The 25839-nt window shown below is 60.6% G+C and carries 18 protein-coding genes and 1 pseudogene; 15 read left to right on the forward strand and 4 right to left on the reverse strand.

The window, feature by feature from the left end:
- Nucleotides 1-185: 185 nt before the first annotated feature.
- Nucleotides 186-884: a response regulator transcription factor CtrA gene (gene ctrA, locus ACZ2G3_RS18365; protein ID WP_470400011.1), complete on the reverse strand. Its 699-nt coding sequence runs from the start codon at nucleotides 882-884 to the stop codon at nucleotides 186-188.
- A gap of 311 nt (nucleotides 885-1195) precedes the next feature.
- Here ctrA and ACZ2G3_RS18370 point away from each other — a divergent pair, with 311 nt between their 5' ends.
- A complete protein-coding gene (locus ACZ2G3_RS18370; protein ID WP_470400012.1) occupies nucleotides 1196-3433 on the forward strand; it encodes a PAS domain-containing hybrid sensor histidine kinase/response regulator in 2238 nt (745 codons plus the stop codon).
- 396 nt (nucleotides 3434-3829) lie between these two features.
- Here the strand turns inward: ACZ2G3_RS18370 and ACZ2G3_RS18375 are convergent.
- A pseudogene (locus tag ACZ2G3_RS18375) lies at nucleotides 3830-4071 on the reverse strand (transposase); the annotation flags it as partial.
- Between the two features lie 541 nt (nucleotides 4072-4612).
- Here ACZ2G3_RS18375 and ACZ2G3_RS18380 point away from each other — a divergent pair.
- The 4 genes from ACZ2G3_RS18380 to ACZ2G3_RS18395 all read left to right on the forward strand — a co-directional run bounded on the left by ACZ2G3_RS18380 (nucleotide 4613) and on the right by ACZ2G3_RS18395 (nucleotide 12371).
- Nucleotides 4613-9706, forward strand: a complete 5094-nt coding sequence (locus ACZ2G3_RS18380) for a family 16 glycosylhydrolase (protein ID WP_470399736.1) — start codon at nucleotides 4613-4615, stop codon at nucleotides 9704-9706.
- A gap of 328 nt (nucleotides 9707-10034) precedes the next feature.
- Nucleotides 10035-10499 carry a hypothetical protein gene (locus tag ACZ2G3_RS18385; protein WP_470399737.1) on the forward strand — a complete coding sequence of 155 codons (465 nt, stop codon included), beginning with the start codon at nucleotides 10035-10037 and terminating at the stop codon, nucleotides 10497-10499.
- Nucleotides 10484-10582 (forward strand): hypothetical protein, encoded by a 99-nt coding sequence (locus tag ACZ2G3_RS18390; protein WP_470399739.1) that lies wholly within the window; start codon nucleotides 10484-10486, stop codon nucleotides 10580-10582. Before ACZ2G3_RS18385 ends, ACZ2G3_RS18390 begins: the two co-directional genes overlap by 16 nt.
- A gap of 1276 nt (nucleotides 10583-11858) precedes the next feature.
- Nucleotides 11859-12371: a hypothetical protein gene (locus tag ACZ2G3_RS18395; RefSeq protein WP_470399740.1), complete on the forward strand. Its 513-nt coding sequence runs from the start codon at nucleotides 11859-11861 to the stop codon at nucleotides 12369-12371.
- Between the two features lie 227 nt (nucleotides 12372-12598).
- Here ACZ2G3_RS18395 and ACZ2G3_RS18400 read toward each other — a convergent pair whose 3' ends face one another.
- Nucleotides 12599-14539 (reverse strand): potassium transporter Kup, encoded by a 1941-nt coding sequence (locus tag ACZ2G3_RS18400; RefSeq protein ID WP_470399741.1) that lies wholly within the window; start codon nucleotides 14537-14539, stop codon nucleotides 12599-12601.
- Nucleotides 14540-14754: 215 nt separating this feature from the next.
- Nucleotides 14755-14997 (reverse strand): twin-arginine translocase TatA/TatE family subunit, encoded by a 243-nt coding sequence (locus ACZ2G3_RS18405; RefSeq protein WP_470399743.1) that lies wholly within the window; start codon nucleotides 14995-14997, stop codon nucleotides 14755-14757.
- Between the two features lie 265 nt (nucleotides 14998-15262).
- Between ACZ2G3_RS18405 and ACZ2G3_RS18410 the strand changes: the two genes are divergently transcribed.
- From ACZ2G3_RS18410 to ACZ2G3_RS18455, 10 genes are all read left to right on the forward strand, one after another.
- Nucleotides 15263-15634, forward strand: a complete 372-nt coding sequence (locus tag ACZ2G3_RS18410; RefSeq protein ID WP_470399745.1) for a hypothetical protein — start codon at nucleotides 15263-15265, stop codon at nucleotides 15632-15634.
- 776 nt (nucleotides 15635-16410) lie between these two features.
- Nucleotides 16411-16725 carry a tryptophan synthase subunit beta gene (locus tag ACZ2G3_RS18415; RefSeq protein WP_470399747.1) on the forward strand — a complete coding sequence of 105 codons (315 nt, stop codon included), beginning with the start codon at nucleotides 16411-16413 and terminating at the stop codon, nucleotides 16723-16725.
- A 418-nt stretch (nucleotides 16726-17143) separates the two neighbouring features.
- Nucleotides 17144-18922 (forward strand): SLC13 family permease, encoded by a 1779-nt coding sequence (locus ACZ2G3_RS18420; RefSeq protein WP_470399749.1) that lies wholly within the window; start codon nucleotides 17144-17146, stop codon nucleotides 18920-18922.
- A 491-nt stretch (nucleotides 18923-19413) separates the two neighbouring features.
- Nucleotides 19414-20415, forward strand: a complete 1002-nt coding sequence (locus ACZ2G3_RS18425) for a TerC family protein (protein WP_470399750.1) — start codon at nucleotides 19414-19416, stop codon at nucleotides 20413-20415.
- Nucleotides 20416-20466: 51 nt separating this feature from the next.
- Entirely contained in the window at nucleotides 20467-20865 is a 399-nt protein-coding gene (locus ACZ2G3_RS18430) for a hypothetical protein (RefSeq protein ID WP_470399751.1), read from the forward strand.
- A gap of 61 nt (nucleotides 20866-20926) precedes the next feature.
- Nucleotides 20927-21058 carry a hypothetical protein gene (locus ACZ2G3_RS18435; RefSeq protein WP_470399753.1) on the forward strand — a complete coding sequence of 44 codons (132 nt, stop codon included), beginning with the start codon at nucleotides 20927-20929 and terminating at the stop codon, nucleotides 21056-21058.
- Nucleotides 21059-21202: 144 nt separating this feature from the next.
- On the forward strand, nucleotides 21203-22075 hold the full coding sequence (tatC, locus tag ACZ2G3_RS18440) for a twin-arginine translocase subunit TatC (protein ID WP_470399755.1): 873 nt from the start codon (nucleotides 21203-21205) through the stop codon (nucleotides 22073-22075).
- A 1117-nt stretch (nucleotides 22076-23192) separates the two neighbouring features.
- On the forward strand, nucleotides 23193-24476 hold the full coding sequence (locus ACZ2G3_RS18445; protein ID WP_470400018.1) for a hemolysin family protein: 1284 nt from the start codon (nucleotides 23193-23195) through the stop codon (nucleotides 24474-24476).
- Between the two features lie 66 nt (nucleotides 24477-24542).
- Nucleotides 24543-25073: a sigma-70 family RNA polymerase sigma factor gene (locus tag ACZ2G3_RS18450; RefSeq protein ID WP_470399756.1), complete on the forward strand. Its 531-nt coding sequence runs from the start codon at nucleotides 24543-24545 to the stop codon at nucleotides 25071-25073.
- Entirely contained in the window at nucleotides 25060-25830 is a 771-nt protein-coding gene (locus tag ACZ2G3_RS18455; RefSeq protein ID WP_470399758.1) for an anti-sigma factor family protein, read from the forward strand. Before ACZ2G3_RS18450 ends, ACZ2G3_RS18455 begins: the two co-directional genes overlap by 14 nt.
- Nucleotides 25831-25839: the final 9 nt, after the last annotated feature.

Raw genomic sequence — 25839 nt, forward strand, 5'->3', positions numbered from 1 at the left:
GTTACAGAATAGAAACCACTCATATGGTATTAAAAACCTAAAGAGGATAAGTCTCGTTTTGCCGCTCTTCAGCCGCTCGACGTCGATCAGGAACGGCTTTATGGACAGCACCTGGGTATGCTATGCATGCTGATGTATCAAACCTACCCTTAGCAGCATGCTGTTCTTTCCTTGGGGTCTGCACCTCATGCGCCGATAGCTAGGCGCTTGCCAGGATCACGCAGTGCATAGCCGCGCCCCCAGACCGTCTCGATGACGTTCTCGCCTTCCAAAGCCCCCGACAACTTCTTGCGCAGCTTGCAGATGAAGACGTCGATGATCTTGGCCTCGGGTTCGTCCATGCCGCCGTAAAGGTGGTTCAGGAGCATCTCCTTGGTCAGGGTGGTTCCCTTGCGCAGGCTCAGCAGTTCCAGGATCTGGTATTCCTTGCCGGTCAGGTTCAACGGTTTGCCCCGCACTTCGACCGAGCGGGCATCAAGGTTGACCACCAGGTTCCCGATCTTGATCAGCGTCTGGCTGTGTCCCTTGGAGCGACGGATGATCGCCTGGATGCGGGCCTGCAGCTCCTCGCGATTGAAGGGCTTGGTCATGTAATCATCAGCGCCAAACCCGAAGCCGCGCAGCTTGCTTTCGGTGTCGTCCGATCCGGTCAGGATCAGGATGGGCGTGTCGACGCGGGCAAGCCGCAGGTGGCGTAACACCTCCATGCCATTCATGTCCGGAAGAGCGAGGTCCAGCAGGATCAGATCGTATTCATAAACCTTGGCAAGATCGATACCCTCCTCGCCCGTGTCGGCCAGGTCCATCTTGTGGCTGGCGGCAGTCAGCATCTGCTCAACTGCGCGGGCTGCATGGGGATCATCCTCTACCAGAAGAATACGCATGACTTGGTCCTTTCTTTCTTCAATCGCCTCAGCCTCAAATCTCTTACTGTTCATTCATACAGATTAACGTAACGATACACGGCATGGTTGCAATGGGTCTTTGGGATGAACTGCTGAGCGCCTGCGCGACAGTCTGCGACCGCATTGGCAGGGAAGAGGCGGCCGAAAGTGGCTTCTGAACATGGCGGCTTCGTTATCGGGCATTAGTTTACATCTGAGAGTTGAAGTTTCGCATCCTTAAGGAGAAGGTTAAACCTTTCTTCCCATGCTGCTTGGGCATTTGGACGCATTCGAGGACGACGCGCACAATGATGGATCAGCTTGACGAGCTCCGCCTTCTGCAAGGAGCAGGTGTGGTCAGCCAGACAGGTGCGTGGCACTATCATCTAGGCGCAGACCTCGTTGAATGGACTCCGCTTCTTTATGATCTTTTTGCCGTTCCCCAAGGAACGACGCTGACACTCGAGTTCGCCCTGTCGTTCTATGTCGGCAATAGTAGGGAGCAGATTCTTGAGGCAGTCGACCTGTGCCTGAGCGAAGGGAGGGCCTGGAACCTGGACGTGCAGTGCCGATCGACAACGGGACGTATCTTCTGGGCTCGGACCATTGGTGAAGCCATTCTGGAGGAGGGCCGCGTCGTCGCTCTTCAAGGCGCCTTCCAAGACATCACGCGGGAACGTGCTGCCATTGATGAGCGGGTGCGTGCGCAGGCGGAGTTGTCCTTTGTCCTGCGCACAATGCCCGACGGCTTCTTTCTGCTGGACAGCGACTGGCGGTTCAGCTTCGTGAACGCAGCCGCCGAACAGATGCTCCGCCGGGACCCGAAGGAACTGATCGGCGAAAACATCTGGGATGAGTTTCCGGAAGCACGCGACACGATCTTTGAACACACTTACAGGGCGGTCAGGGAGAACGGCATCTCTCATACCTTCCAGGCTCATTTTGCGCCCTTGGAGGCATGGTTCGAAACAACCGTGCATCCTGCCCAGACAGGTGTGGCTGTTCATTTCCGGAACGTGACGCGCGAGGTGAGAGAACAGCGGGATCTTCGCCTGTTTCGAACGGCCATTGATGCAATGACCTCCGGTGCGATCATGATCGAAAGAGGCCCGGGTGACATAAACTCCTGGCCAATCATCTATGCGAATGCCGCGGCCGTCAGGCTTTGGAAGTCTGACGAGCGAATGCTGAAGGGAAAAACCATCGGCGCCGTCATGGGGGAGACGGTGTGCTCTCCTGATATCGCGCACATCGGAGACGCTCTTGCGACGCAGGAGCTTTGCAAGTTCGAGGCCCGGCATCACCGATCGGGGCAGCAGGAAATTCTCGACTGCGTGGCAGTGCCGCTGACGGGTCAGGATGGCCAGTATGACCACGTGGTGGTCCTCATGGACAATGTCACGGAGCAGCGGCGCGCGCAGGAAGAGCGTCACCGCAGTGAGCGGCTGGCACTTGTCGGGCAGATGGCAGGCGGCGTCAGCCATGACTTCAACAACCTCCTCGCGGTGATCCTCGGCAACGTGGAGCTTCTTGAGCTGACATCCGACGCGGAGGAAGCAAGGATCTTGATTTCAGAGGCACGGGACGCCGTGATGCGGGGGAAATCTCTGAATGACAGCCTCCTTGCATTCGCCGGCAAGTCGAAACTGACCCCGCAGACCGCAGACCTTGGGGCCTTCCTGCAGTCTTGGGCACCGTTCGTCCGTCGCGCCATCCCGTCCCGGATCAAGCTCGAACTGGAGGTGGATGCAGGCCTGCCGCCAGTTCTCATCGACGTGGCCATGGCAGAAAGCTGTCTGCTGAACGTGGCCATCAATGCTCGCGAGGCCATTGAGGGCACGGGCACCATCCGAGTCATGCTGAACGCCGTGGAACGTGCACATCCCAATGGCGGAGACGCTCAAACCTGGATCTGCCTTTCGGTGCAGGATACAGGCTGCGGGATCCCTGAGCAGTTGCAGGGACAGGTATTTGAGCCGTTCTTTACGACCCGCTCGGTCGGCCAGGGGTCGGGGCTGGGTCTTTCGCGGGTGCGGGGTTACCTTGAGCAGATCGGAGGCTTCGTGACGCTTTCAAGCTTCATAGGGCAAGGCACAACAGTCGCCATGCATTTTGCGGTCGCGCCGGTTGACACGCGCGGAGAGGTGGCAGCAGATCAGGCTGTCGCGGCCTCTCCTGAGAGAAGACTGAAGGCACTCGTCGTTGATGATACGCCGGCGGTGGCACGGGTGGTTGCACGCATGCTGGCCTCTTTGGGATGCGAAACGCTGACAGCGTCCAACGGCAAGGAGGCTCGTGACATCATGTCCCGCGAAAGTGGCCTTGATCTGCTGATCAGCGACGTGGTCATGCCGGGGGAGTCAGGACTGGATCTCGCCCAAGCCATATCCCGCACCTACCCGAGGATCCGTATCGCCCTCATGTCGGGCTATACACAGGACAAGCTTCACACAGGGGACAATGCGAATGGAGCTGTCTTCCTCGCCAAGCCAGTGAGCCGGGTACAGTTGCAAACATTTGTGGAGACAGCTCGACGGTCTTTGTTGTAGCGATAAGAAAAGATCCTCTTGCAGCGGGCGTCCTCAAGAGGCGGCGGAGCGAGGTCCACCTCCCTGCCCTTCCCACCCAGCCTGTTCAACGCTCCTCTCGTGGGACAGATTAGTTGCAGGGCAATCGCGGATTCGGCGATTGATGGCTACTCCTCACCGCGTTTCCGTTTCATCCGGTTTGGCATAGCCGTCCCGGGAAACCATCACTGCAAGATGTAGCCAGAAACAGTACCGGCGTCGATGCCGGTGGCGCCGCTCCCGCAGCGCTTTGGCGATCACTCAGGAATGACGTGTTTTGGTTCGAGAGGCGGCGAAGCACTCCGCGGCTGCGCAATCTTGGCGACCTTCGTCTTCAGTAGCATGAAGAAGGTCGCGTTCCTGTGCGCCCTCAAAAGCTGGCAGACGCATCTCAACGCTGCCCGCACGGGTCTGCAAGTCTCGATCGCGGTAGCCATTACGGTGCGCCAGCCGCTCGCTACTCTTCTCGCTACTCTTCTCGCTATATTCGGCACCGGTCTTGGTGCCGACCTCCAGCTCCATGAGCCGCTCGGCGGCGAAGCCGATCATCTCGCGCGAGCCAAGTCCGCATCACCGCTCTTTTCCACCAGCGCGCGGAGGTCCATCATCGGCTTGGTCATCGGCTTGGTCATCGGCTTGGTCATCGGGTCTATTTCTCGGTTCAAGTTGGTGTCAGCAACCCGACCCCACCGAGAAACCCAATGGCCACCGCCAGCTACACCACGCCCCGGGACACCATCGCTTCTCGCGCAAATGCATGCGTCGGATGATGTTCGTAAGCCCCATGTGGATCATTCCGTTACCCCCGCCGCTGACCTTTACGGGGGAAGGTTCATATGGCTCACTTTTTGGAAGTTATGCGCCTACCCGGCCCAGTTCTGTGTGGAAATCAACACCAATTGTCGTTTTGGCACACCTAGTCGGACCTTCTGATGCAGGATGTAGGGGCAACGAATCCTTAACCTTTCGATGCGAGACTGGCGGCAGGCGGTCATAAGCCCTTCGTAGTGATATGGCCGCCGTGGCAACGAGGCGAGCCCCGCAATAAGCGGGGCATTCCAGGGCATGACGAATGGCCAAGGCTGCAAACCTGACCAACGGGGTCCGCGAACTGCGCCAGACGCGCGCAACCCATATAAATAGCAGATCATAAGAGGGAAAATGGGACTCTCGTCAGAATCAAACATTTTTACGATCGGCCACAGCCTCGTCGGAAGACAGCTCCCTCATATGATGAACAGCATGGGGAATGACGGGAGAACCGATTTCCAGATCATCGCCGGCGCGCCGCTGCGTGTCAGCTGGAACGATCATGATCGTGCCCATGCGCAGGGCATGGATTCCCATAAGGCACTTGCCACTGGAAAATATGATGCACTGATCATCACGGAGGCAGTGCCGCTGGAAACGAACGTTGAGTGGAACGACACCTCGGGATATGCCCTCAAGTTCCTGAACCTTGCGCATGCCTCTAACCCCAACATCCAGTCCTATCTTTACGAAACCTGGAACGGTTTCGACTTTTTCAACGGCGACCTAAAGGCTTGGCGGGCAAGTCTGGACAAATTTAGTTTGGTTTGGGAGGGCGTGGTCGACAAGGTGAACGCGGCACGACCCGAAGGATCGAAGGAGATGCTGCTCATCCCTGCGGGCCAGGCCATGGCCAACCTCTATGACGCGATCGAGGCCGGAAAGATCCCCGGCGTGACCTCGATCAGGCATTTCTTCACCGACGACATCCACCCGACCGATGCCGGCTATTACTACGTCACCATGGTTCACCAAGCGACGCTTTACGGGAAGGACCCCTCGGGTCTGCCGAGCACGGTTTTCGGGGATTATGGCCCCTATCCGACGATCAATTCCACCATCGCGGCACATCTGCAAGATCTCGCTTGGGAAACCGTGATGGAATACGACCGTGACGGCGTGAACGAAGGCACGGCGCCTGCCCCGACGCCGACCCCCGTTCCGGTCCCGCCCGTCGTGCAGCCCGAGCCCGAAGAGCCGGTAGTCACGCCGACTCCAACACCCACGCCCCCCGCTCAGAACGTCTTCACCGGGAATGACAGCGCGGACACGCTGAACGGCACGTCCGGGAACGACGAGATATACGGCTTTGGCGGCAATGACACGATCGACGGCAAAGCTGGCGCCGACGAGATGCACGGCGGAGCCGGCAACGACGTCTACTGGGTCGACAACGCGGGCGACCGCACGATCGAGATGGCCGGCCAGGGCCGCGACCAGGTGCATTCGACCCGTGATTGGGTTCTCGGCGCCGATATCGAGGAGCTCTACCTGCGCACCGCTGCAAGCACGCGTGGTGAGGGCAACGGCCTCGACAACAGGATCTCCGGAAACAGCGGCAACAACGCTCTGCTGGGCATGGCCGGAAACGATATCCTCCTCGGCAACGAGGGTAACGACACGCTGGTCGCCGGCACCGGCAACGACACCTTGTCGGGCGGCACCGGCAAGGATGCGTTCCGCTTCAACTCGGGCGACGGTCGCGACGTGATCACCGACTTCGACGCCCGAGGCGGCGAGACCATTGACATCCGCGGGTACGCCAACGTTACCGGTCTCGTAAGCGAGAACGGCGGCACCCGGATCGTTTTGGGGACCAACGACAGCATTTTCCTGCAAGGTGTCGACAGAGCAACCCTGACGTCCGCGAACTTCCTCTTTGATGGCGTCGTTCCGAATGAACTAAGCAGGAGCCCCGTCGTCTCGCCTCCGCCAGTCGTTACCCTGCCCGCTCCCACGGTTCCGGATTCGATCAACGGTAACGATTCTGCGAATGCGCTGAACGGCACGTCTGGGAACGACAAGATATACGGCTTCGGCGGCAATGACACGATCGACGGCAAAGCTGGCGCCGACGAGATGCACGGCGGAGCCGGCAACGACGTCTACTGGGTCGACAACGCGGGCGACCGCACGATCGAGATGGCCGGCCAGGGCCGCGACCAGGTGCATTCGACCCGTGATTGGGTTCTCGGCGCCGATATCGAGGAGCTCTACCTGCGCACCGCGGTAAGCACGCGTGGTGAGGGCAACGGCCTCGACAACAGGATCTCCGGAAACAGCGGCAACAACGGGCTGCTGGGCATGGCCGGAAACGACATTCTCCTCGGCAACGGTGGAAACGATACTCTGGTTGGCGGCACCGGCAACGATACGCTCTCCGGAGGAACTGGCAGGGATACGTTCCGCTTCTCTTCGGGTGACGGTGGCGACGTGATCACCGACTTCGACGCCAATGGAGGAGAAACTGTCGATGTTCGTGGCTACGCGGGGTATGTCGATCTCGTCTCCGAGGCCGGAGGAACACGCATGGTCTTCAGGGGCGGTGACAGCATCCTGTTCCAGGGTATAGAAAAATCGACTCTTTCCGGGGCGAACTTGACCTTCAACGGTGTGGCGCCCAAGAACCTGTCAGATGTCGGACCCGTCTCTGCTCCTGCCCCTGTTGTGCCCGCGCCCGCTCCAGTGAACCCGACACCAGCGCCCGCCACGCCGGTTGCTTCGGACGACAACGACCTGAACCTCTATACGCTCGGACAGAAGAGCGGCCCTGACAGCTGGCTCATCTCCGAGTGGAACGCGGGTCAGACCAGCAACATGGCTTGGTCTTCGAACAACGTGAAAGTTGCCGCCAACGGTGACGTCAGCCTGTCCCTGACCAAGGCTCCGGCCGGATCCTCCAAGCCCTATCTCGGCGCCGAGGTCCAGTCGAATGAGGTTGTGACCACCGGAACCTGGAGCTGGACGGCCCAAGCGCCGCTGATGGCGCCCGGGGCTGTCTTCGGCATGTTCACCTACAAGGCGGACTGGAAGAACGATCCGTGGGTTGAGTTCGACTTCGAATTTGTCGGCGCTGACACCACTCAGGTTCAGCTGATGATTCACATGGAGGACCCGAGTGGCGAGCATGTCGTCCTGAACCAGGAGGCGACGAAACGTGGAATCATAGATCTCGGTTTCGACGCCTCAAAGGGCATGCACACCTATGAGGTTTCCGTGACGGAAAAGGATGCCACCTTCTATATTGACGGAAAAGAAGTCGCGACATTCGATGCTTCCGACATGCAGGGCAACGTCTGGCAGATCGGCCCGATGAAGAGCTTCGTTGATCTGTGGTCAGTATCACCCGGCCAGGAGGCGTGGGCCGGGAAATGGACCGACCCCGGTCGCGCCCTCGTGGCGGTGGTCGAGGGCGCCGACATCCGCCCGGGTGAGTTCGGAAGCACGATCGAGGTGACAACTCCGCCCGTCACCGCACCTCAGCCTCCGGTCGTCATCCCTGATGGCACCATTGGGAATGACAACGCGGACACGCTGAACGGCACGTCCGGGAACGACAAGATATACGGCTTTGGCGGCAATGACACGATCGACGGCAAAGCTGGCGCCGACGAGATGCACGGCGGAGCCGGCAACGACGTCTACTGGGTCGACAACGCGGGCGACCGCACGATCGAGATGGCCGGCCAGGGCCGCGACCAGGTGCATTCGACCCGTGATTGGGTTCTCGGCGCCGATATCGAGGAGCTCTACCTGCGCACCGCTGCAAGCACGCGTGGTGAGGGCAACGGCCTCGACAACAGGATCTCCGGAAACAGCGGCAACAACGCTCTGCTGGGCATGGCCGGAAACGATATCCTCCTCGGCAACGAGGGTAACGACACGCTGGTCGCCGGCACCGGCAACGACACCTTGTCGGGCGGCACCGGCAAGGATGCGTTCCGCTTCAACTCGGGCGACGGTCGCGACGTGATCACCGACTTCGACGCCCGAGGCGGCGAGACCATTGACATCCGCGGGTACGCCAACGTTACCGGTCTCGTAAGCGAGAACGGCGGCACCCGGATCGTTTTGGGGACCAACGACAGCATTTTCCTGCAAGGTGTCGACAGAGCAACCCTGACGTCCGCGAACTTCCTCTTTGATGGCGTCGTTCCGAATGAACTCGTGGGTACGCAGCCGCCCGTGGTCACGCCCCCCGTTGTTACGCCTCCGTCCGTACCCACGCCCACTCCGGGTGTGATCAACGGCAACGAAATCAGAGGTTCGAATGCCGACGACACGATGCGGGGCACTACACAGTCAGACGTAGTCTGGGGCCTTGAAGGGCTGGATACGTTCTACTGGCAGGCGGGAATGAGCAATGACTCTTACCATGGCGGTGCCGGTGCAGAACGATATGATGCGAATCCATATACGCCAGGCAACCCCGGCGGCGACAGGCTAATCCTGGAAGGCTCGATCGGTGCCCGCATTGACATGCGTTCGACCGAGGATGGAAGTGTTCAGATCGGGAACGAACGTCTGGAATTTACCGGCATGGAGCGTGTTTTCGGTACTGCCGGAGACGACATCGTCTCGGCGACAAATGCGACAATGAACATTGCCGGTGGCGGTAAACCCGGCCACGGCCTGTCCATCTTCACGGGTGCCGGTAATGACAGTGTCGCGGGATCACGATACGACGATGTCATTGACGGTGGCTCGGGCAATGATACGATCAGTGGCGATGGCGGAAACGACTTCATTCACTCCAGTACTGGCAACGATCTTATCAGTGGCGGAAGCGGAAACGAGAATATCCGGTGGGGCAACGGTGATGCCAGCCACAACCCTGGCTATGACACGATCGACGGTGGTTCCGGAAATGATTTGATCAACATCTGGATCAAGCGCGGCGACATCTATTCTGACAACGAGGCTGTCGGGATTGAGGGTGTCAGTGTGACTGTCGATCGCGTGCTGTCGGACGGCGCGTTCTCAGGCAATGCCAGCACGACCATCGGTGGAAATGCCGCCCTGCGCTTTGACAGTTTCGAACTCGGCTGGACCCATGCCGGCAACGACGTGATCGATGCGTCCCGGGCCATCATCTCCAGTTCCGGCGCCGGCATCAACTTCAATACGCGGTGGGGTCATGATCGCCTGCTGGGCAGCCGCGGGAACGACACTCTGGACGGATCGATGGGCCGTGACACAGTTCAGGGCGGTCAGGGCGCCGACCGCATTTGGATTGGTGACGGGAACAGAGGCGACGGGGCTAGTGACGTGCTTATTTTCCGATCCGGAGACGATGCTGATATCGTCTACGGGTTTGAGACAGGCCGCGATGTTCTAGATCTGGATGGTAGAACTTACAGCGCGACCGAGATCCCAGAGGGAACGTTTCTAAATTTTGGTGACGGCGATTCAGTTCTCTTGAATGGTATATTTGACCTTATCTGATATGCTTTGGGCCTCGGTCCAACCCTTACGGACCGAGGCGCGTTTTTGAATACGGGCCTATACAATAAGGCCTCAGATGACCGAGATCATGAGACAGGCTACGCGTGATTGCCTTTTGGCACGAGGCCAGCCTAGCCAATAGCGACCAGATCCCGATGCCTTTGCGGATCAGTGACACGAAGGATGGCACTACCTAGCCCGCCGCGGCCACCGGGCCACTGAATTAATAGTCAAACCTTAAGGGCCATCTCGACCGCTCGGGCATCCATTTTCCCCGCTGTGCCGCTGGTGAGACAGAGCACCATCCGCTTCGTTCGGCTACCGGACGATGGCATTCCTGCTGGGCTTCAACAAAACCACGGTGCAGCAGGTCCTCCAGCTGAAGAACCGACAGGTCCGCAAGCGCCCCATCGGGATGCGTCCCCGCATCTATGTGCGGCCACCCGTCGCCACGGCGCCGAACCAGCGCTGGTCCACCAACCTGTGCCGGATCTGGGCCGGCGAGAACGGCTGCACCTCCTTGGCCCTGATGATCGATTGCCACACGCGCGAACGTCTCGGCTGGCACCTGTCGCGCACCGGCACGGCAACCACGGCCGCCAGCGCGCTGGAGTATGCCCTGATCAGCCGTTTTGGAACCTTGAGCCGCGTCACCCGCGAGTTCCTGCTTAGGTCCGACAACGGGCTGTCTTTACCAGCCGCCATTACACCGCGCTCGGGCGCAGCCATGGCCTACGACAGGAGTTCATCACTCCGCATTGTCCGCAGCAGAACGGCATGGTCGAGCGCGTGATCTGGACGCTGAAAAGGCAGTGCGTTCATCGCCACCGCTTCGAGAGCATCCAGCATGCGGCGCAAGTCACCGTGAGCGGCTAGGCATTAGGTTAGCCGCTTTGCCTGCGCACATTCCGCTGCAGCGCGTTGGCCATCTAGCATCTTACGGCTACTAGCTCCTACCCGGTGTAGCAAAAATCCCACAAGATTGGTTGGGAAACAGCCGCAGTATTCTCATGGGCAATTTTTCGCCTATTGGTAATTTTCGATCACTATTTTGATCAAACAAAGCGAATCAACCAAGGATTGTACCTTGGTGGCTGGAGCTGCGCTGGAAGACGCTGCTCTATATCCAGTGTTCATGTTCGCTACGGAAGCGATTTAAGGTGAATCAACACATGCACGCGAAGAATATTCTAGAAGACCTTACCCGCACTCTAATCACTACCCGAGATAAGGCGGTATTAGACCCTGAGTGTCTTCAAGTACTGCCTCAAGCAGAACGGAACCTCCTGCAGTGCCAGATTGAAAGCTGCGTACAGGCTCTATATTGGCTGGCTATAAATTTAGACCCACTGGAGACCACGAAATAACCAGCTTTCTGGGCTCAAAACTTCGGTAATAGGTCGTTTCAGTCAAGCGGTTTTGCGCATGCCGGCTGCGCCTGCATGAACTGCAAAAGAAGTTGGTCCGGCTCCGGTTGCTGACAGAGGCCATAGATCCCCGAAACCTCGATAGAAGGCACGGGTCACGCCGCGTAAACAGAAGGCAGCCGATAACTTGGATTTGTGCAACCTAATCGGTGAGGTCTGAAAAGGAACGAATTTCTTTCAGATGCTATTGCTAATCTTGGCTCGAACGAAGCTAAATTTCCGACCTCACTTTCGTCTTTGGCTGCATGGTAGCGCAGGATGTTATGCAGCTCCCGCTCTCGGAACCAAGGGACCGGTTCGGTCCCCGCCCAGGTATCCAGCAACAGCGCGGTCGGCTTCGCCAAGAGCCAGAGCAGGATCCGATGAAAGCGCAGGATGCCGAAGTTGCCAAGGGCCTCGACTGTGGCCGAGACAGCCCCTGCAGCCGTTCCGCCGCCGCCATCCCCATGAGAGCGCCCGGCGTGATCGGCTTCAGCAAGTTTTTTATCTCATAAATATTCTCTTCGGGCGATCCCTGACCTAATCGAAAGCCGAAGTTGGCGTGAGCAAGGAGGGAAAGAAGATCCGCAGTTTCTCAGGTCGGAACGTCATGGGGTTCCTCAGGGCGGACAGAACTCGTTCAGCTCTTGCACCGATCGTGGAGCAGAACTTGATGGCCCGGGTGTGCCGATAGCTGAGAAGCCCAAGCCCACCTGAATGTTTGTCTTCGAGGGAGGACGCAACACATGCCCGCCTACCTGCGATCTCAGCCACGGCTCGCAATGCTGCCGCTCGAAGCCTTCGCTCCGCCGGATGCCTGGGTTCTTGACGATGCAGATCTGGGCAGCGCGGAACATGTGCAGCTATACGTGGCTGCGGTGCAGATCGGTGATGTGCATGCGGCGTTCCTGCAGAATCCGGATCATAAGCAGGCGCTACCATTCACGCAGCGCTCTGACATCCTGTTCTATTTCACAAGAAGCGTTCTGCTGGCTGTTTGTGCAGAAACGCTCACGCTCGCGGGCGGTGTTTGCTCTCATATTCCGATCGTGTTTCCTGCGCACCGCCGGCTTGGCATCGGGCGCGACTTCCACCTTGTGGCAGACGAGCACGACCTGGCTCTGTTTCGGCCGGAATATTTCAGCCGGGCGGGATATGCGGCACGTCTGGCGGCGCATCGTGCCGCCGTGATCCAGGCAGCTAAGGCAGGACAATGCGTTCATCCCGAGAACATGCAGCGATACCGTGCCCTGCTGTAGCGCGGATTATCACCCACGGCACAATCGTTATCTCTGGCTATGCGTCCTGACCCTCGAGGTGGCGTGGCTTGCATGAAGTTTGAAAGGACAGCGCCTCGTCGATCCGCTAGTGGAATTATTCCCTCACACGGCGCAGGAGGCCAGGTGCAACGCGCTCCCGTGAGGAAGGTTACGGCATCCTGATGCCAGTTTATGCCGAACGTGACCGGCAGGCCAGAGAATCGACTTCAAATCACCATCTGCTGGCCCAGCACGACGACCCGGCTGCTTGGCAGGTGATAGAAATCGGTAGCGCTGGCCGCGGATTTTGCCAGAGAGATGAACAGCGCCTCTTGCCACGCGGGCAAGCCCCGCGACTTACTGCGGCGGAAGCTGCGGCGGCTGAGAAAGAACGAGGTGGACATGATGTCGAACTTCACGCCCTGCTTGCGGGCCAGGGCAAGTGCCTTGGGCAGGTTCGTTTCCTCCATATAGCCAAAGCACATGTCGATCCGGATGAATCCTTTGGCCGGCCGCGTGATGCTGTTTCGCGCGGCGTCCGCGACATAGGGGCGGGTGGCGACGGTCACGCAGATGATGACATTCGTCTCGTGCAGGACATGGTTGTGCTTGATGTTGTGCAACAGCGCAGCAGGCGCGATGTCTGGATCGGCAGTCAGGAAGACTGCCGTCCCGGGCACCGCCACCAGACGTTGCGATCGGCTCAGCCTGTCGATCAGGTCGCGGGTCGAGCTGGCATGGCGCCGGGCCTGTCGCTGGACATGGCGTGTGCCGCGCACCCATGTCCACATCACTGCGATCATCGCGCTTGCCATCAGGATCGGCACCCAGCCCCCGTGCGGGATCTTGATGGCGTTGGACCCGAGGAACAGCAGTTCCAGCGCCAGCAGCGGGACCACCACCGCCGCGACCAGCCAGACGCGCCAGTGCCAGACCCGCAGGAAGACAACCGACGCCAGCAGCGTCGTGATCACCATATCCCCCGTCACCGCGATCCCGTAGGCCGCGGCCAGATCGGACGATGATCCAAACACGATCACGAGCGTGAACACCCCGACGGCCAGGATCGCATTGATACGCGGTAGATAAATCTGCCCTTCCTGCGTATCCGAGGTGTGCAGGATTTCGAGCCTGGGCAGCAGGTTCATCCGCACCGCCTGCTTGATCATCGAGAACGCGCCGGAAATGACCGCCTGACTGGCAATGACCGTGGCCATGGTAGCCAGGATGACCAGCGGCAGCAGCGCCCAAGGCGGGACCATCAGGAAGAACGGATTGGCCGCCCGTTCGGGATGGGCAAGTATCATCGCCCCCTGACCCAGATAGCTCAGCGTCAGCGCAGGCCAGACCAGCAGGGTCCAGGCCACCCGGATCGGACCGCGCCCGAAGTGGCCCATATCGGCATAAAGCGCCTCGCCCCCCGTCACCGCCAGGAAGACCGAGCCCAGCACGATCAGAGAGGCCAGTCCGTTCCCGGCGATGAAACTTGCTGCATAGCCGGGACTGAGCGCGCGCAGGATCGACCAGTCGTCCTGAATGTGCAGCAGCCCCATCAGCGCAATCACAAGAAACCAGGCGGTCATGATCGGACCGAAAAGCACCGACACCGCGCCACTGCCCCAACGCTGCACAATGAACAGGCCCGCGATGATGGCCAGTGTGAGTGGGACCACATAGGGGTCCAAGCCAGGAGCAACGAGCGACAGGCCCTCGACCGCCGACAGGACCGACATGGCCGGCGTGATGATCGCATCGCCGAAAAACAGCGACACCCCGACCATCCCAAGCGCCAGCAGCCAGATCGGACGGTGGCCCAGAGACTGCTGGATTAGGGTCACAAGGCTCAGGGTGCCGCCCTCACCCCGATTGTCAGCGCGCATGATCAACATGACGTATTTGAAGCTGACGATCAGGATCAACGTCCAGATCAGGAGCGAGATGACCCCGACCACATTATCCGGGGTCAGCCCGTCGCGCGAGGCTGCATGCAGCGACTCTCGCATGGCATAGATGGGCGACGTTCCGATATCGCCATAGACGACGCCGATGGCCCCCAGAACCAGCGTTGCGGGTTTGCCGGTGCCATGCTGGCCGGCAGTGGGAAGATCAGACAGATGGGGCGTCGCGTCAGGGCCCACATCGGGCTGATGGATGGCATTTTCGGTCATGACCCGACCTATCTCCTGCGGGTTCGAAGGCGGGCGTCTGACCTGGTACAGGTGGCCCGAAGATCCCTTCAGATAGCCGGGCCCGCGTTTGGTGTTCCGGCGGGCTCGGCCTTCAGGTGTGGGGTGGGTGAATATGTGTCAAAGAGGATCAGGGCCCGCGCCGGCGTCCAGGCACAGGCAGAACTTCGCATCGCAGACGACCGATACGTCAGCCTTCAGCCAAGGGAGGATCCCGGGCCGGCGGGTTCGGGGTGGCGGTTCTGCGCCGCGACTGTCGGCGCGGGGAGTTGGCTGGCGGCGGGATCCGTGCCCGTCTCGCCGTCCCGCAGGCCGTTCTTGAATGCGCTGATCCCCTTGCCCATCTCGCCCATCAAGGACGAAACCTTGCCCTTGCCAAAGAGCACGAGGGTGACGACCGCGATCAGCAAAAGCCCCGGAAGTCCAATATTGTTCAGCATGATCAGAAACCTTAACGGCCCGCAGCGGCGTCCAGCCGAAGCAGCGCCTGGCTGCATATGATTCGTCCGCACAGATTTACACCATGCTTCAACCGCGTCCATTTGCTTCTTGACGCGCTGCATCGAAGCCCGCGCCACGGCGCACCGCCAAGCCCGGCCGTCGGCATGCTAGATCGCGTGATGGGTCGTAGATCACCGTCCTGTGATAGGACGTTTGATCGCGGCATCTTGCCATCGAAACCGCGCCATCGTCACTGGAACGCGTATGAATGCCACCGTGCAACCCGTCCTGACGAAGCTGCGCCTTCTGATCGCCATGATCGGGATGATGCAGCTTGCACTGTTTGTTCCGGAGGCACTGGACGGCCTGAGACCGGGCGGCAGCGCGTTGAGGCACGCCCCCACGCCTTATCTGCAGGCGCACCGGCCAGCCCAACTGGCCGTTCTGGCGACCAAGTTGTCGGGAGTGGCAGGCGCCAAGTCATCCACAGATCCGGTCGTGGGGCTGACCGGGGATGGCATCTTCTTAAGGGAGGCGGCCGGGCCGCTGCTTTGGCTGGCCCCTTACGCCCTTGAAAGCCTCCATGCACAGCGGGGCCATCACCGGCCGCGCGTCCGCGGTCCTCCTGTTGCCTGACCACTCGACTGCCGCAGGTTCCCCTTCGCCCGCGCCATGCGCACGGCACTGTGGGGACCTGCTTCGCGACCGAAGCTGCCCACGCTCCGGGTAAGGCAGGCCATGCCTGACGAGCCGTGTCGTGTAGGGCCAGGCAGAGGTTTGATGAAACGGCAGCCTCGCCAGGGCGAACAGCCGGGGGCCGCCATGTGCAAACGTGAACCCATGACATCTCCGAAGTTCAGACTGTTCATCATGGCCCTCGTCGGAGGGAGCATGCTGATCAGCGCCATCATCGCCGGACTAGGGGGCTGACCATGACCATTGTCCCAACCCCGCCCCCATTGGTGCGGAAGTTCCGCTGCCCCGCCTGTGGCGAGCAAATGACCTATGGCCCTGGGCGTTGTAGTGCCTGTGGAGAGGAGGCCCCGATCTATAACCGGCGCGGCTTCTGGATGGGGCTCTGGCTCTGTCTGGGACTGACCGGGCTGTTGAGCGCAGGCCTCGTCATGCTCGGTTAGAGCAAGCCTCTTCACAAGTGAAGCTCCGGGGCCATGAATGGCCCCGAAGCCTTGGGGTTCTGCCCCAACTTCTGAAAGCTTCGGCGACTTTCCGCGGGTCCTCCGAGGCACGCAGGCTGCCTGTCTAGTCCTGTTCAGTGCCAGATCGTTCCCGGTTGTTCTTCTTGAGGATTTTTGCGTTGTTCCAGACCCTCTCTACTTGGCATCATGCATGTTCATGGATTGTGCCGACGAGACATCATCTCTCGGATCCTGCCGTTATCAACGGTAACAGAAATGGGTGAGCGCCACCGGCGTCGCCTGGAACGACAGTTCGTGGCTCTTGCGCGCCTCTCACCTTTGCTCAAACGTCTCTTCGTGATCATTCATGGCAGGATCGGCATCCTGTTGCGCATGCCTTTGGCCGTGTTGCTGCTCCTGGGCGGACTTCTTTCTTTTCTGCCGATCTTTGGTCTGTGGATGATCCCATTGGGATTGATGGTGCTTGCAATCGACGTTCCTGCCTTGCAGCCGGTCGTTTCAGCGGGCTTTGTCCGGTCACGACGATGGTGGCAGCTCTGGCGCAGAAGCAGAGCGAAAGACCGTCGATAAAGTTGGCAGACTTGTCACGCTGCACCTGGCCAGCTTTTTAGCGCGGGTCAGCTGCTCCTCATGCCGAGCTTGCTCTGAATCTGGTTGCCAATAGTCTCTGCGCAGCGAGCACAGTTGCGGCGATGCGGAAGAGGCGCCGACAGCTTGCTCTCTCACGTGCTTGCAGGGAAATTGCAGGTCTACGCGCCAAGGCCAGTTCCTATCATCCTGCGAGCAGCTATGCTCTCTTTCGCGCCCCTTCTGATAACTGCGGGAGTGCACCTTCCTCGAACCGCAAAAGCCGCTGTTGTTCGGTCATCTGGACACAACACGTCCTCTTTCGCAGCAACTTTGGCAATTGAGCAACGGCTCGCGGGCAAGGTATATCGGCTGTTGGACGCCGAGGATGATAGGCGCCTCTTATCTTCAGTTGGTTCACATGCTTGACGTCGTCTTCCAGCCTCATCTGCAGGCCTACCTGACGCTTGGCGTCCTGGGGGTCATGTTCGTCCTTTTCTTGCTCGAGATATATCCGGTCGAAGTGACAGCTCTTCTCGGAGCCGCCGCCACGATCGTGCTGGGTATCGTTCCGACAGAGGACGTACTGGACGTTTTCGCCAATCCCGCACCGTGGACCATTGCCGCAATGTTCATCGTCTCGGCCGGCTTGGTCCGGACGGGCCTGGTTGCCAGCTTCGCGTGGTTCGTGTCCCGCCGTGCAGCGCGAAACAGGCTGCTGGTGATCTGCGGCGTCGGTGTGCTGGTGGCAGTGGCCTCGGCCTTTACAAACAACACGCCGCTGGTGGCGGTGATGATCCCGGTGACGATCCAGCTGGCGCATGCGATGGGCCTCTCGCCATCCAAGTTGCTTATCCCGCTGTCCTACCAGACGGTGCTGGGGGGGATGATCTCCATGATCGGCACCTCTACCAATATCCTGGTTGATGGTGTCGCACGCGAGCGAGGCTTGGCGCCTTTCGGGCTGTTTGAGATCGCCCCGCTTGGTATTGCCGTCAGCATTGTCGGCTTTTTGACAATGTGGGCCCTGGTCCCGGGGCTGCTGCCCCATCGTGATACGGTCACGGACCTGCTGGGCAAGCGCAAGCGCTCCAAATATTTTACGGAGGTCGTCGTTCCGGAGGGATCTCCTCTGATCGGTTCCCTTGTGCACGAAGCAGAGGTATTCCAGCGTGATGGCATGCGCCTTGTCGATGTCCTGCGGGGCGACCTGAGCCTGAGGCGGGAGTTGCGGGACGTGATGCTGCAGGAGGGTGATCGCGTTGTCCTGAGAACCGAGATGCAAGAGCTGCTGGGCCTGAAGCAGTCGGACAGCTTGAGGCTGGTCGATCGAATCGGATCACGGGCCACCACGACTGTCGAGGCATTGATCCCACCTCAGTGCGGCCTTCTTGGGCGTTCCCTCAAGGATCTTCGACTTCGGCGGCGGTATGGTGTCTATGTGCTGGCGGTACATCGGCGCAGCCTGAACATCGGGCGGCAACTCGACGATGTCGTGGTTCAGGTGGGCGACACGCTGTTGATCGAAGGTGCACCTGAGGACATCCGCCGCTTGGCTGGCGACATGAACATGGCCGACCTGAGTGAGCCAACTGATCTTCCGTTCAGGCGGGAACGGGCGCCGTTGGTACTCCTGGTTCTTGGGGCAATCATCGGATTGTCAGCGATCGAGGCGGCACCGATCCAGATCCTTGCGATTTTGGGTGTGGCAGTTCTGTTGACGACCCGCACGATCGAGCCGCGCGAGGCTTACGGATCCGTCAGTGCGCCGCTTCTGATCCTGATCCTCTCCATGTTGGTGGTGGGGGAGGCCATGAACAACTCAGGGGCAGCGCAGATGATCGTGGATCCGCTTGTTCCTTGGCTGCTGGACCTTCCCCCTCTGGCCGTCCTGTTCGTGTTGTATTTCCTGACCCAGGTTCTCACTGAACTCTTGTCAAACAACGCCGTTGCAGTGATCGTTACCCCCATTGCCATAACGCTTGGGCAGAGCTTGGGACTTGATCCGCGCCCCTTGGTCGTGGCGGTCATGTTCGCGGCGACGTTGGCTTTCGCGACCCCAATCGGATACCAGACCAACACGATGGTCTACGCGCCCGGAGGCTACAAATTCACCGATTTCACCCGCATCGGTTTGCCGATGAATCTGGTGACCGGCATCACCGCCTGCCTTCTCATACCGATCATTTGGCCCTTCTGAAGAAATAGCGGCCTGAGCTGAGGTGTCTTCAGAGTATTGGATAGCTGGGTTTTGACAGCCTGCCCTGGCGGCAGTATCCCGGTCTACCGGATCAATAAACTTTAGGCCTGCAAGGGCTGCAGGGTTGGGAGTGGCCTGCGATCCAGGCGGTGCGTAGGTGCGGATGGCCCGCTGCTCCTCCCCTGAGCAGGACCGCGATTTTGTGAGGGACTGCAGAACCCTCAAAAGCACTGCCACGGCTGGAAAGTTTGTGCAAATCAGCATGGGGATGTGTTCGTGACGACCTATTCATCGCGCTGACGATCAGAATTCTGTCATCCCCCCTTGCACAAGTCGTGCGGATCTCCCAAGTGAGATTTGCGGGACCGGGCCCCTCTGGCGGCATGATCACCTTGATCTGGCGCGATGTCGGACCGCATCGAGCGTGCTCGGTGCGACGGCGGCCTGTTCCTCCTCGCGCCTTGCACGATGGCAACATTCGCGAGGGCATCGTGGAATTCCTTCTTATCGCATTTCTGGGCAAGCCGCTGTGGATGTGGCTTTTGTTCATGGGCCTGGTGGTCGCGCTTCTGGTCTTCGACCTCGGCGTGCTGAACAAGGACGACCACGAGATCGGCATCGCCGAAAGCCTCAAGCTCTCGGCGATGTACATCACCCTGGGCCTGGCTTTCTCGGGCTTCATCTACTGGCAGATGGGCGGCGAGGCGACGGCGCAGTACCTGACCGCCTTCATCGTCGAAAAAACGCTGGCGATGGACAACATCTTCGTCATCGCGCTGATCTTCAGCTTCTTTGCCATTCCGCGGCAGTACCAGCACCGCGTGCTGTTCTGGGGCATCCTGGGCGTGATCCTGCTGCGCGGCATCATGATCGGCCTGGGCGCGACCATTGTCGAGCACTACCACTGGGTGCTGTATATCTTCGCGGCCTTCCTGATCTTCACCGGCATCAAGATGCTGTTCGCGGGCGATCAGCCCCATGACATGGCGGACAACCGGCTTCTGGGTTTCCTGCGCCGCCGGATGCGCGTCACCGACCAGCTGCACGGGCATGACTTCATCGTCAGGCAGCCCGACCCCAGGACCGGCAAGGCGGTCCGCTTTGCCACACCCCTGCTGCTGGCGCTGATCGTGATCGAGGTGGCGGATCTGGTCTTCGCGGTCGACTCCGTCCCGGCCGTCTTCACCATCACCACCGACCCCTACATCGTCTATACCTCGAACATCTTCGCGATTCTGGGCCTCAGGGCGCTGTACTTCGCCCTGGCGGCGATCCTGCACCGCTTCGCCTACCTGAAATACGCGCTGTCGATCCTGCTGGTCTTCATCGGGTCCAAGATCTTCATCGCCGACCTGATGGGGTGGGAGAAGTTCCCGCCGGCCTGGTCCCTGGGGATCACCTTCACGATCCTGACCATCGGCGTGGTGGTGTCGCTGGCCAAGACCCGCGGCCAGACGCCAGAACCTCTCCAGTTCGGCGAGGCGCGGCACTGACCCCCGGCCCCGCCCCATCGGGCGGCGCTATTCTTTGCATCCCAGATCGCCATGTTCATTGAGATGCTCCAAATGCATCTAAAGCGTGCTTCACCCTCCCGGTTCTTCCCGGCCAAGGCCCTTGTTGCTCTGGCTGCGGTTCTGGCGCTGGTGCTTACGGCGGTCTGGATGACATCCCGTCCGCTTGCCTCCGGTGGCGGCCTGGTGTCGTCACATGAATGCCTGTCCGAGAGCCTGTTGCTGCCAGGTCAGGCCGTTCTGGAGCGGCCTTCAGCAAGCCCCGGTGACCGCAAGGTTCCGTTGCCTGATGACGTTCTGGCTGCATCTGCGCCACATGCGTTCCTGGAGCCGCGCGAGGCCTTTGGCCACGGCGTCACCTCAACCCGAGGGGGCGCTTGTCGGCGTCACCTGCCCGGTCGCCCCCGGGATCCCCCCCTGACCCTTACCTGAAATCGACGTGCGGACTTGGCTCGTCGACGGTCCGCTTCATTCTGCTTGGTAAGGACACAAAATGACCTATGACCCTGAACACCACGACCACCATTCTGCGCCGAAAAAAGGTGCAGGCACGGTGCTCTTGCACTGGTCGATCTTTCTGGTGGTGATGACCGCCCTGATCGGAGGCGCGGCACTGATCTTCTGACAGTCTTATCCCCTGTCGCAGGTGTTTCCTGCCGCAGGGTGCTTCCGCTCACGCTGGTGGGAGTCTGGATATGATGCGCGCGCGCCCCGCGTCTTCCGATGAAATCCGCGTGCCACGCTGCGATCCCATGAAAGACGATCGAAAATGGTTAGAAATACACAAAAGCCCGACGATCTGGACGACAGTTCGGCACCTCTCATCGAACACCTGACCGAGTTGCGCACCCGGATCATCTGGTCAATCGTCGCTTTCACCGTTGCGATGGTGCTGTCCTACACCGTCTGGAACCCGATCTACAACTTCCTGACCCAGCCCATCTGCGCGGCTCTTGAAGAACGGAGTCAGGAGTGCGGGCTTATCCTGTTGCGACTGCAGGAGGGCTTCTTCGTAGCCGTCCGCATCTCTCTGCTCGGCGGCTTCGTGCTGGCCTTCCCGATCATCGCCTATCAGATGTGGCGTTTCGTGGCGCCGGGGCTTTATCGCAACGAAAAGGCCGCGTTCCTGCCGTTCCTCATTGCCTCCCCGGTGATGTTCGCAATCGGAGCCTCTTTCGCCTTCTATGTCATTCTGCCTTTGGCCTATGACTTCTTTCTGGGTTTTCAACAGGGGCCATTGCAACTACCCGACGATCCCACTGCGCCTGCGGCGGCCGGTAATGCACTAGCGGCCATCGTCTTTCAGGGCTCAGTTGACGAGTATCTGTCCCTGACCATCAAGTTCATTCTTGCCTTCGGCCTCAGCTTCCAGCTGCCAGTCCTGTTGACGCTCATGGGGCGGGCCGGGTTGGTCAGCGCGGCGGGGCTTGGATCGGTCCGCCGCTATGCCGTCGTTGTAATCCTCATTCTTGCGGCAATCGCAACGCCCCCGGATGTCATCTCCCAGATCGTGCTCTTTAGCGTGATCTACAGCCTATACGAGGTCTCGATTCAGCTGATCCGGCGAATTGAGAGGCGCCGCGAAGCAGATCTGCGCGCGCAGGGGCTCTGGGATGACGATGAGGACAGGCATGAGAGATAATTTTGAACCAGCATCATGCTGGCGGCCTTTGCGCCGGCCGCGGATCAAGGCGGACGACCCTTGCTGAACTTCCGTGCTCCGTGCAGATTGATCTCATGAACCGCTGCGTGTCTGTTTTGCTGACTGGCATACGCCTTGCGATCATGCTGGTCGGGATGGTGCAGCTTGCTGCGGTTCCAACCGCTCTGCCAGCCGACCTGACACGCGCTACTCTGCATGTGGTTTCGCAGAACCAGACGGCGCTGCTTTTGGGCAGCCGGTCTCTCCAGTTCGCTAACCTGTCCGCGCCCAGCACCGCTTCAAGCGCGATCCCGAAGCTTTACGGTCCGCAGCCAGATCCAGGGTTGCTTGGAACCGAAACTCCGTCCGCCTCGCCGAGGGCCGTGTTGCGACTCTTGGCTTGGCAGCGGCAAGAGCCCCCGCAGCTATCCCGAGTTTTTCGGGTGCCGCCCGCTCGGGCACCCCCGGCACTCTTATTGACCTGACCTCATCCCGCGCATGAAGCGGACATAGCGTCGACGCTTCCGACGATAGTGCGGTCGGCAATACCCCTTGTATCGGCCCTGCGGGCTACGCCCAGGGACGTCTCTCATAATCAGGCCGTGCAACCGGGCAGGACTATCCTGCGCGCATCCGAGCTTTTGGACATAACATGATGACTTCACCATATATCAAGACAATCATCCTGTGGCTCGTCGCCATTGCGACCTTGGCCAGCGCCCTTGCTGCTGGCCTCGGGGGGTGAACAATGCACAGCCTTTGGACACATGGCCCCGCTGGCAGGGAGGGGTTCTCATGCCCGGCCTGCGGGCAGAACATAGAGTTTGGCAGTCTCCAATGTGGCGCCTGCCATGAGGAGACGCCGATCTACAACCGGCGTGGGTTCTGGCCTTCAGTCTGGGTCGTCACCGGAGCGTCGACGCTTGCTCTCTTGACATGGTTGCTGGCCGCGTGAGCTTGCCCTCGATCCGTTCTCGCCGCCGCTGAAGCGGCGGCGAGGAACTAGCCACCTGGACGCCGCTTTCGGACCTGCGATTCTTCTGCCCGACACGTGCCGCCTGTCGGCAGACTGTGTCTCCCGTCAGACCTCATCCACTTGTCACAAAGGAAATTTCCAGTGCTGCTCGAAATCATGCTCGTCTTCGCCCTCACCCTGGTGAACGGCGTGTTGGCGATGTCAGAGCTGGCGATCGTGTCCTCGCGCACCTCTCGGCTGAAGGTCATGGCTGACCAAGGCAGTCGGGGCGCCTCGATCGCGATGCGCCTGGCGGCCGATCCTGGCCGTTTCCTGTCCAGCGTGCAGATCGGGATCACACTGGTCGGCGTTCTGTCGGGCGCCTTCTCGGGCGCGACCCTCGGTGTGCGCTTGGCCGACGCCCTTGCGGCTGCCGGCATCAGCCCTACCCTGGCGCAGACTCTTGGGGTGGGCGGCGTGGTCGTGGCGATCACCTATCTGTCGCTGATCTTCGGAGAACTGGTTCCGAAACAGATCGCGTGGCGCGCTCCCGAGTCTGCTGCGGCGCGGATCGCGCCCCTGCTGAACGTAATCGCCATCGCGGCCGCACCGCTGGTCTGGGTGCTGAACCATTCCGGCAAGCTCGTGCTGTCCCTGCTGGGTCAGTCCGGCGCCAAGGACCATAGCATGACGGATGACGAGGTTCGCCTGGTCATCACCGAAGCGCAAAGCGCTGGTGTGCTTGAGAAGGCAGAGAGCGACATGATCGCCGGCGTCATGCGTATCGCAGATCGGCCAGCGCGGGGACTGATGGTCCCTCGGCACGAGGTGGCTGCGGTTCAGCTGTCGGAGGCGCCAGAAATGATCGTCCGCCGCTTCCGAGAGACGGGGCATTCGCGGCTGCCGGTTCAGGACGGCGACCCCAACAATATCGTCGGCGTCTTCCGATCGAGAGACTTCCTCGATCTTCGGGAAGATCAGGCACCCTTTGACCTCAAGTCCTGGCTGATCGAGGCGCCGGTGGTGCGCGAGAGGATGGGCGCGCTCGAAGTGCTGGAGATCCTGCGCCGATCACCCGCGCATATGGTTCTTGTTTATGACGAATATGGCAACTTCGAGGGCATCATCACGCCGATGGATGTGCTGCAGGCAATCGCAGGGGACTTCGATGGTGATGCGGAGGACGAGCCACGCGTCGTGGAACGGGACGATGGCAGCCTTCTGGTCGCGGGTTGGATGCCTGCGGATGAGTTCGCGGACCGGATTGGCATCAACCTCGAGACCGACCGTGAATACGACACCGTCGCCGGTCTGGTGATCGACCGCATGGGAAGTCTTCCCCAGGTCGGGGAACATGTCCTTATCTCAGGCTGGCGCATCGAGGTGGTGGATCTTGACGGGCGCCGGATCGACAAGCTCCTGGCTGAGCGCGTCGTGTCGGCGTGACGCGCGGCGGATTTATTTTCTGCCGCCGGGAAGAGGATGCGTATTGGCGTCGTCTTAGCTTCTGATATGACCCGAGCACGTGACCCCATCCTTGATCTGCTGGCGCCGCTGCGCCGCTATGCCTTTGCGCTGACGCGCGATCGGGCCGAGGCCGACGACCTGGTTCAGGATGCCCTGCTCCGGGGCCACGAGCAGCGGCGGCAGCTCGCGCCGGGCAAAGCTCCCGGCCCGTGGCTGCGGGCCATCCTGAGGAACCGCTTCCTGGATCGCCGCCGCTATGAGCAGGCACGGGTTCGGCGCGAGGCAGAGTTCGCGGAAACCACGCCGCAGGTGCGGGATGCGCCTCAGGACGACATCGTGCGGCTGTCGCAACTGCGGGAGGCCTTCCTGGACCTGCCGGACGATCTCCGCGAGGCGCTGGCCCTGGTCGCTGTCGAAGGGCTTTCCTACGCCGATGCCGGCGCCACCTTAGGCGTGCCGGCCGGAACTGTCATGTCGCGCGTCTCGCGCGCCCGGGCGCGCCTGCGGGACTTCGAAGATGGCGTAAACGCACGCCCGGCCCTCAAGATTATCGGAGGACGCGATGCTGAAGCATGATGCGGCGATCAGTGCGGCGGAGCTCGAGGCTTATGTCGATGACCAGCTGAGCCAGGCAGAGCGATCGCGGATCGAGGCGCATCTGGCGCGCCACCCGGCCGCGGCCGCGCAGGTCATGCGCGATCTGGCACTCCGTCGCGATCTGCGGCTTGCGCTGGCACTACCGCCGACGCCTCGTCCGCTTTTGGGCGCTGCCCGCCGCCTGGTGGTTGCGCGCAGGCGCGACGCGCATCTTCGCCGCCTTCTTCGTATCGTGCCTGCCGGGCTTCTGGTCGGCCTCGGCTGGCTGGCTCATGCAGGGCTTGGTCCCCTTTCGATCCGCGAAGTCGTTGCCGCGACGCCCACCCCGCCGGCCGTGACTGCGGCACTGTCGGCCCACCAGGTCAGTCTGCTGCGCCTCGCCATGACCTCGCAGCCGGAGGTTCGGGATCTGGACCCTGAAGAGCTGCGCGCCGCGACCGGCATTGTGCTGCCGAATTTCCCGAAAGACTGGACCGTGCGGGACGCACAGGTCTTCCCGTCCATGCAGGGCCCCGGGGTCGAGATCCTGTTCGACACTCCGGACTTGGGCAAGGTCAGCCACTTTGCGGTTCGCGCGGAGGAGTTCGACGTCACCCTGCCCCGGCTGCAGGAAACGCCCGAGCACGGTATTGCCTGGTTCCAGCTGGGAGAGACGGCTCACGTCCTTGTCGGACAGGACGAATATGCGGACCGGCTGCTTGATGCTTCGGGGATCCTGTCCGGCACACTCTACTGACCTCAACCT

Source organism: Paracoccus sp. KKT209 (assembly GCF_055635455.1).

Excerpts from the sequence above, each read along its gene's own strand:
- ctrA (WP_470400011.1), bottom strand. The coding sequence starts at position 884 with ATGCGTATTCTTCTGGTAGAGGATGATCCCCATGCAGCCCGCGCAGTT.
- ACZ2G3_RS18370 (WP_470400012.1), top strand. The coding sequence starts at position 1,196 with ATGGATCAGCTTGACGAGCTCCGCCTTCTGCAAGGAGCAGGTGTGGTC.
- ACZ2G3_RS18380 (WP_470399736.1), top strand. The coding sequence starts at position 4,613 with ATGGGACTCTCGTCAGAATCAAACATTTTTACGATCGGCCACAGCCTC.
- ACZ2G3_RS18385 (WP_470399737.1), top strand. The coding sequence starts at position 10,035 with ATGGCATTCCTGCTGGGCTTCAACAAAACCACGGTGCAGCAGGTCCTC.
- ACZ2G3_RS18390 (WP_470399739.1), top strand. The coding sequence starts at position 10,484 with ATGGTCGAGCGCGTGATCTGGACGCTGAAAAGGCAGTGCGTTCATCGC.
- ACZ2G3_RS18395 (WP_470399740.1), top strand. The coding sequence starts at position 11,859 with ATGCCCGCCTACCTGCGATCTCAGCCACGGCTCGCAATGCTGCCGCTC.
- ACZ2G3_RS18400 (WP_470399741.1), bottom strand. The coding sequence starts at position 14,539 with ATGACCGAAAATGCCATCCATCAGCCCGATGTGGGCCCTGACGCGACG.
- ACZ2G3_RS18405 (WP_470399743.1), bottom strand. The coding sequence starts at position 14,997 with ATGCTGAACAATATTGGACTTCCGGGGCTTTTGCTGATCGCGGTCGTC.
- ACZ2G3_RS18410 (WP_470399745.1), top strand. The coding sequence starts at position 15,263 with ATGAATGCCACCGTGCAACCCGTCCTGACGAAGCTGCGCCTTCTGATC.
- ACZ2G3_RS18415 (WP_470399747.1), top strand. The coding sequence starts at position 16,411 with ATGGGTGAGCGCCACCGGCGTCGCCTGGAACGACAGTTCGTGGCTCTT.
- ACZ2G3_RS18420 (WP_470399749.1), top strand. The coding sequence starts at position 17,144 with ATGCTTGACGTCGTCTTCCAGCCTCATCTGCAGGCCTACCTGACGCTT.
- ACZ2G3_RS18430 (WP_470399751.1), top strand. The coding sequence starts at position 20,467 with ATGTTCATTGAGATGCTCCAAATGCATCTAAAGCGTGCTTCACCCTCC.
- ACZ2G3_RS18435 (WP_470399753.1), top strand. The coding sequence starts at position 20,927 with ATGACCTATGACCCTGAACACCACGACCACCATTCTGCGCCGAAAAAA.
- tatC (WP_470399755.1), top strand. The coding sequence starts at position 21,203 with ATGGTTAGAAATACACAAAAGCCCGACGATCTGGACGACAGTTCGGCA.
- ACZ2G3_RS18450 (WP_470399756.1), top strand. The coding sequence starts at position 24,543 with ATGACCCGAGCACGTGACCCCATCCTTGATCTGCTGGCGCCGCTGCGC.
- ACZ2G3_RS18455 (WP_470399758.1), top strand. The coding sequence starts at position 25,060 with ATGCTGAAGCATGATGCGGCGATCAGTGCGGCGGAGCTCGAGGCTTAT.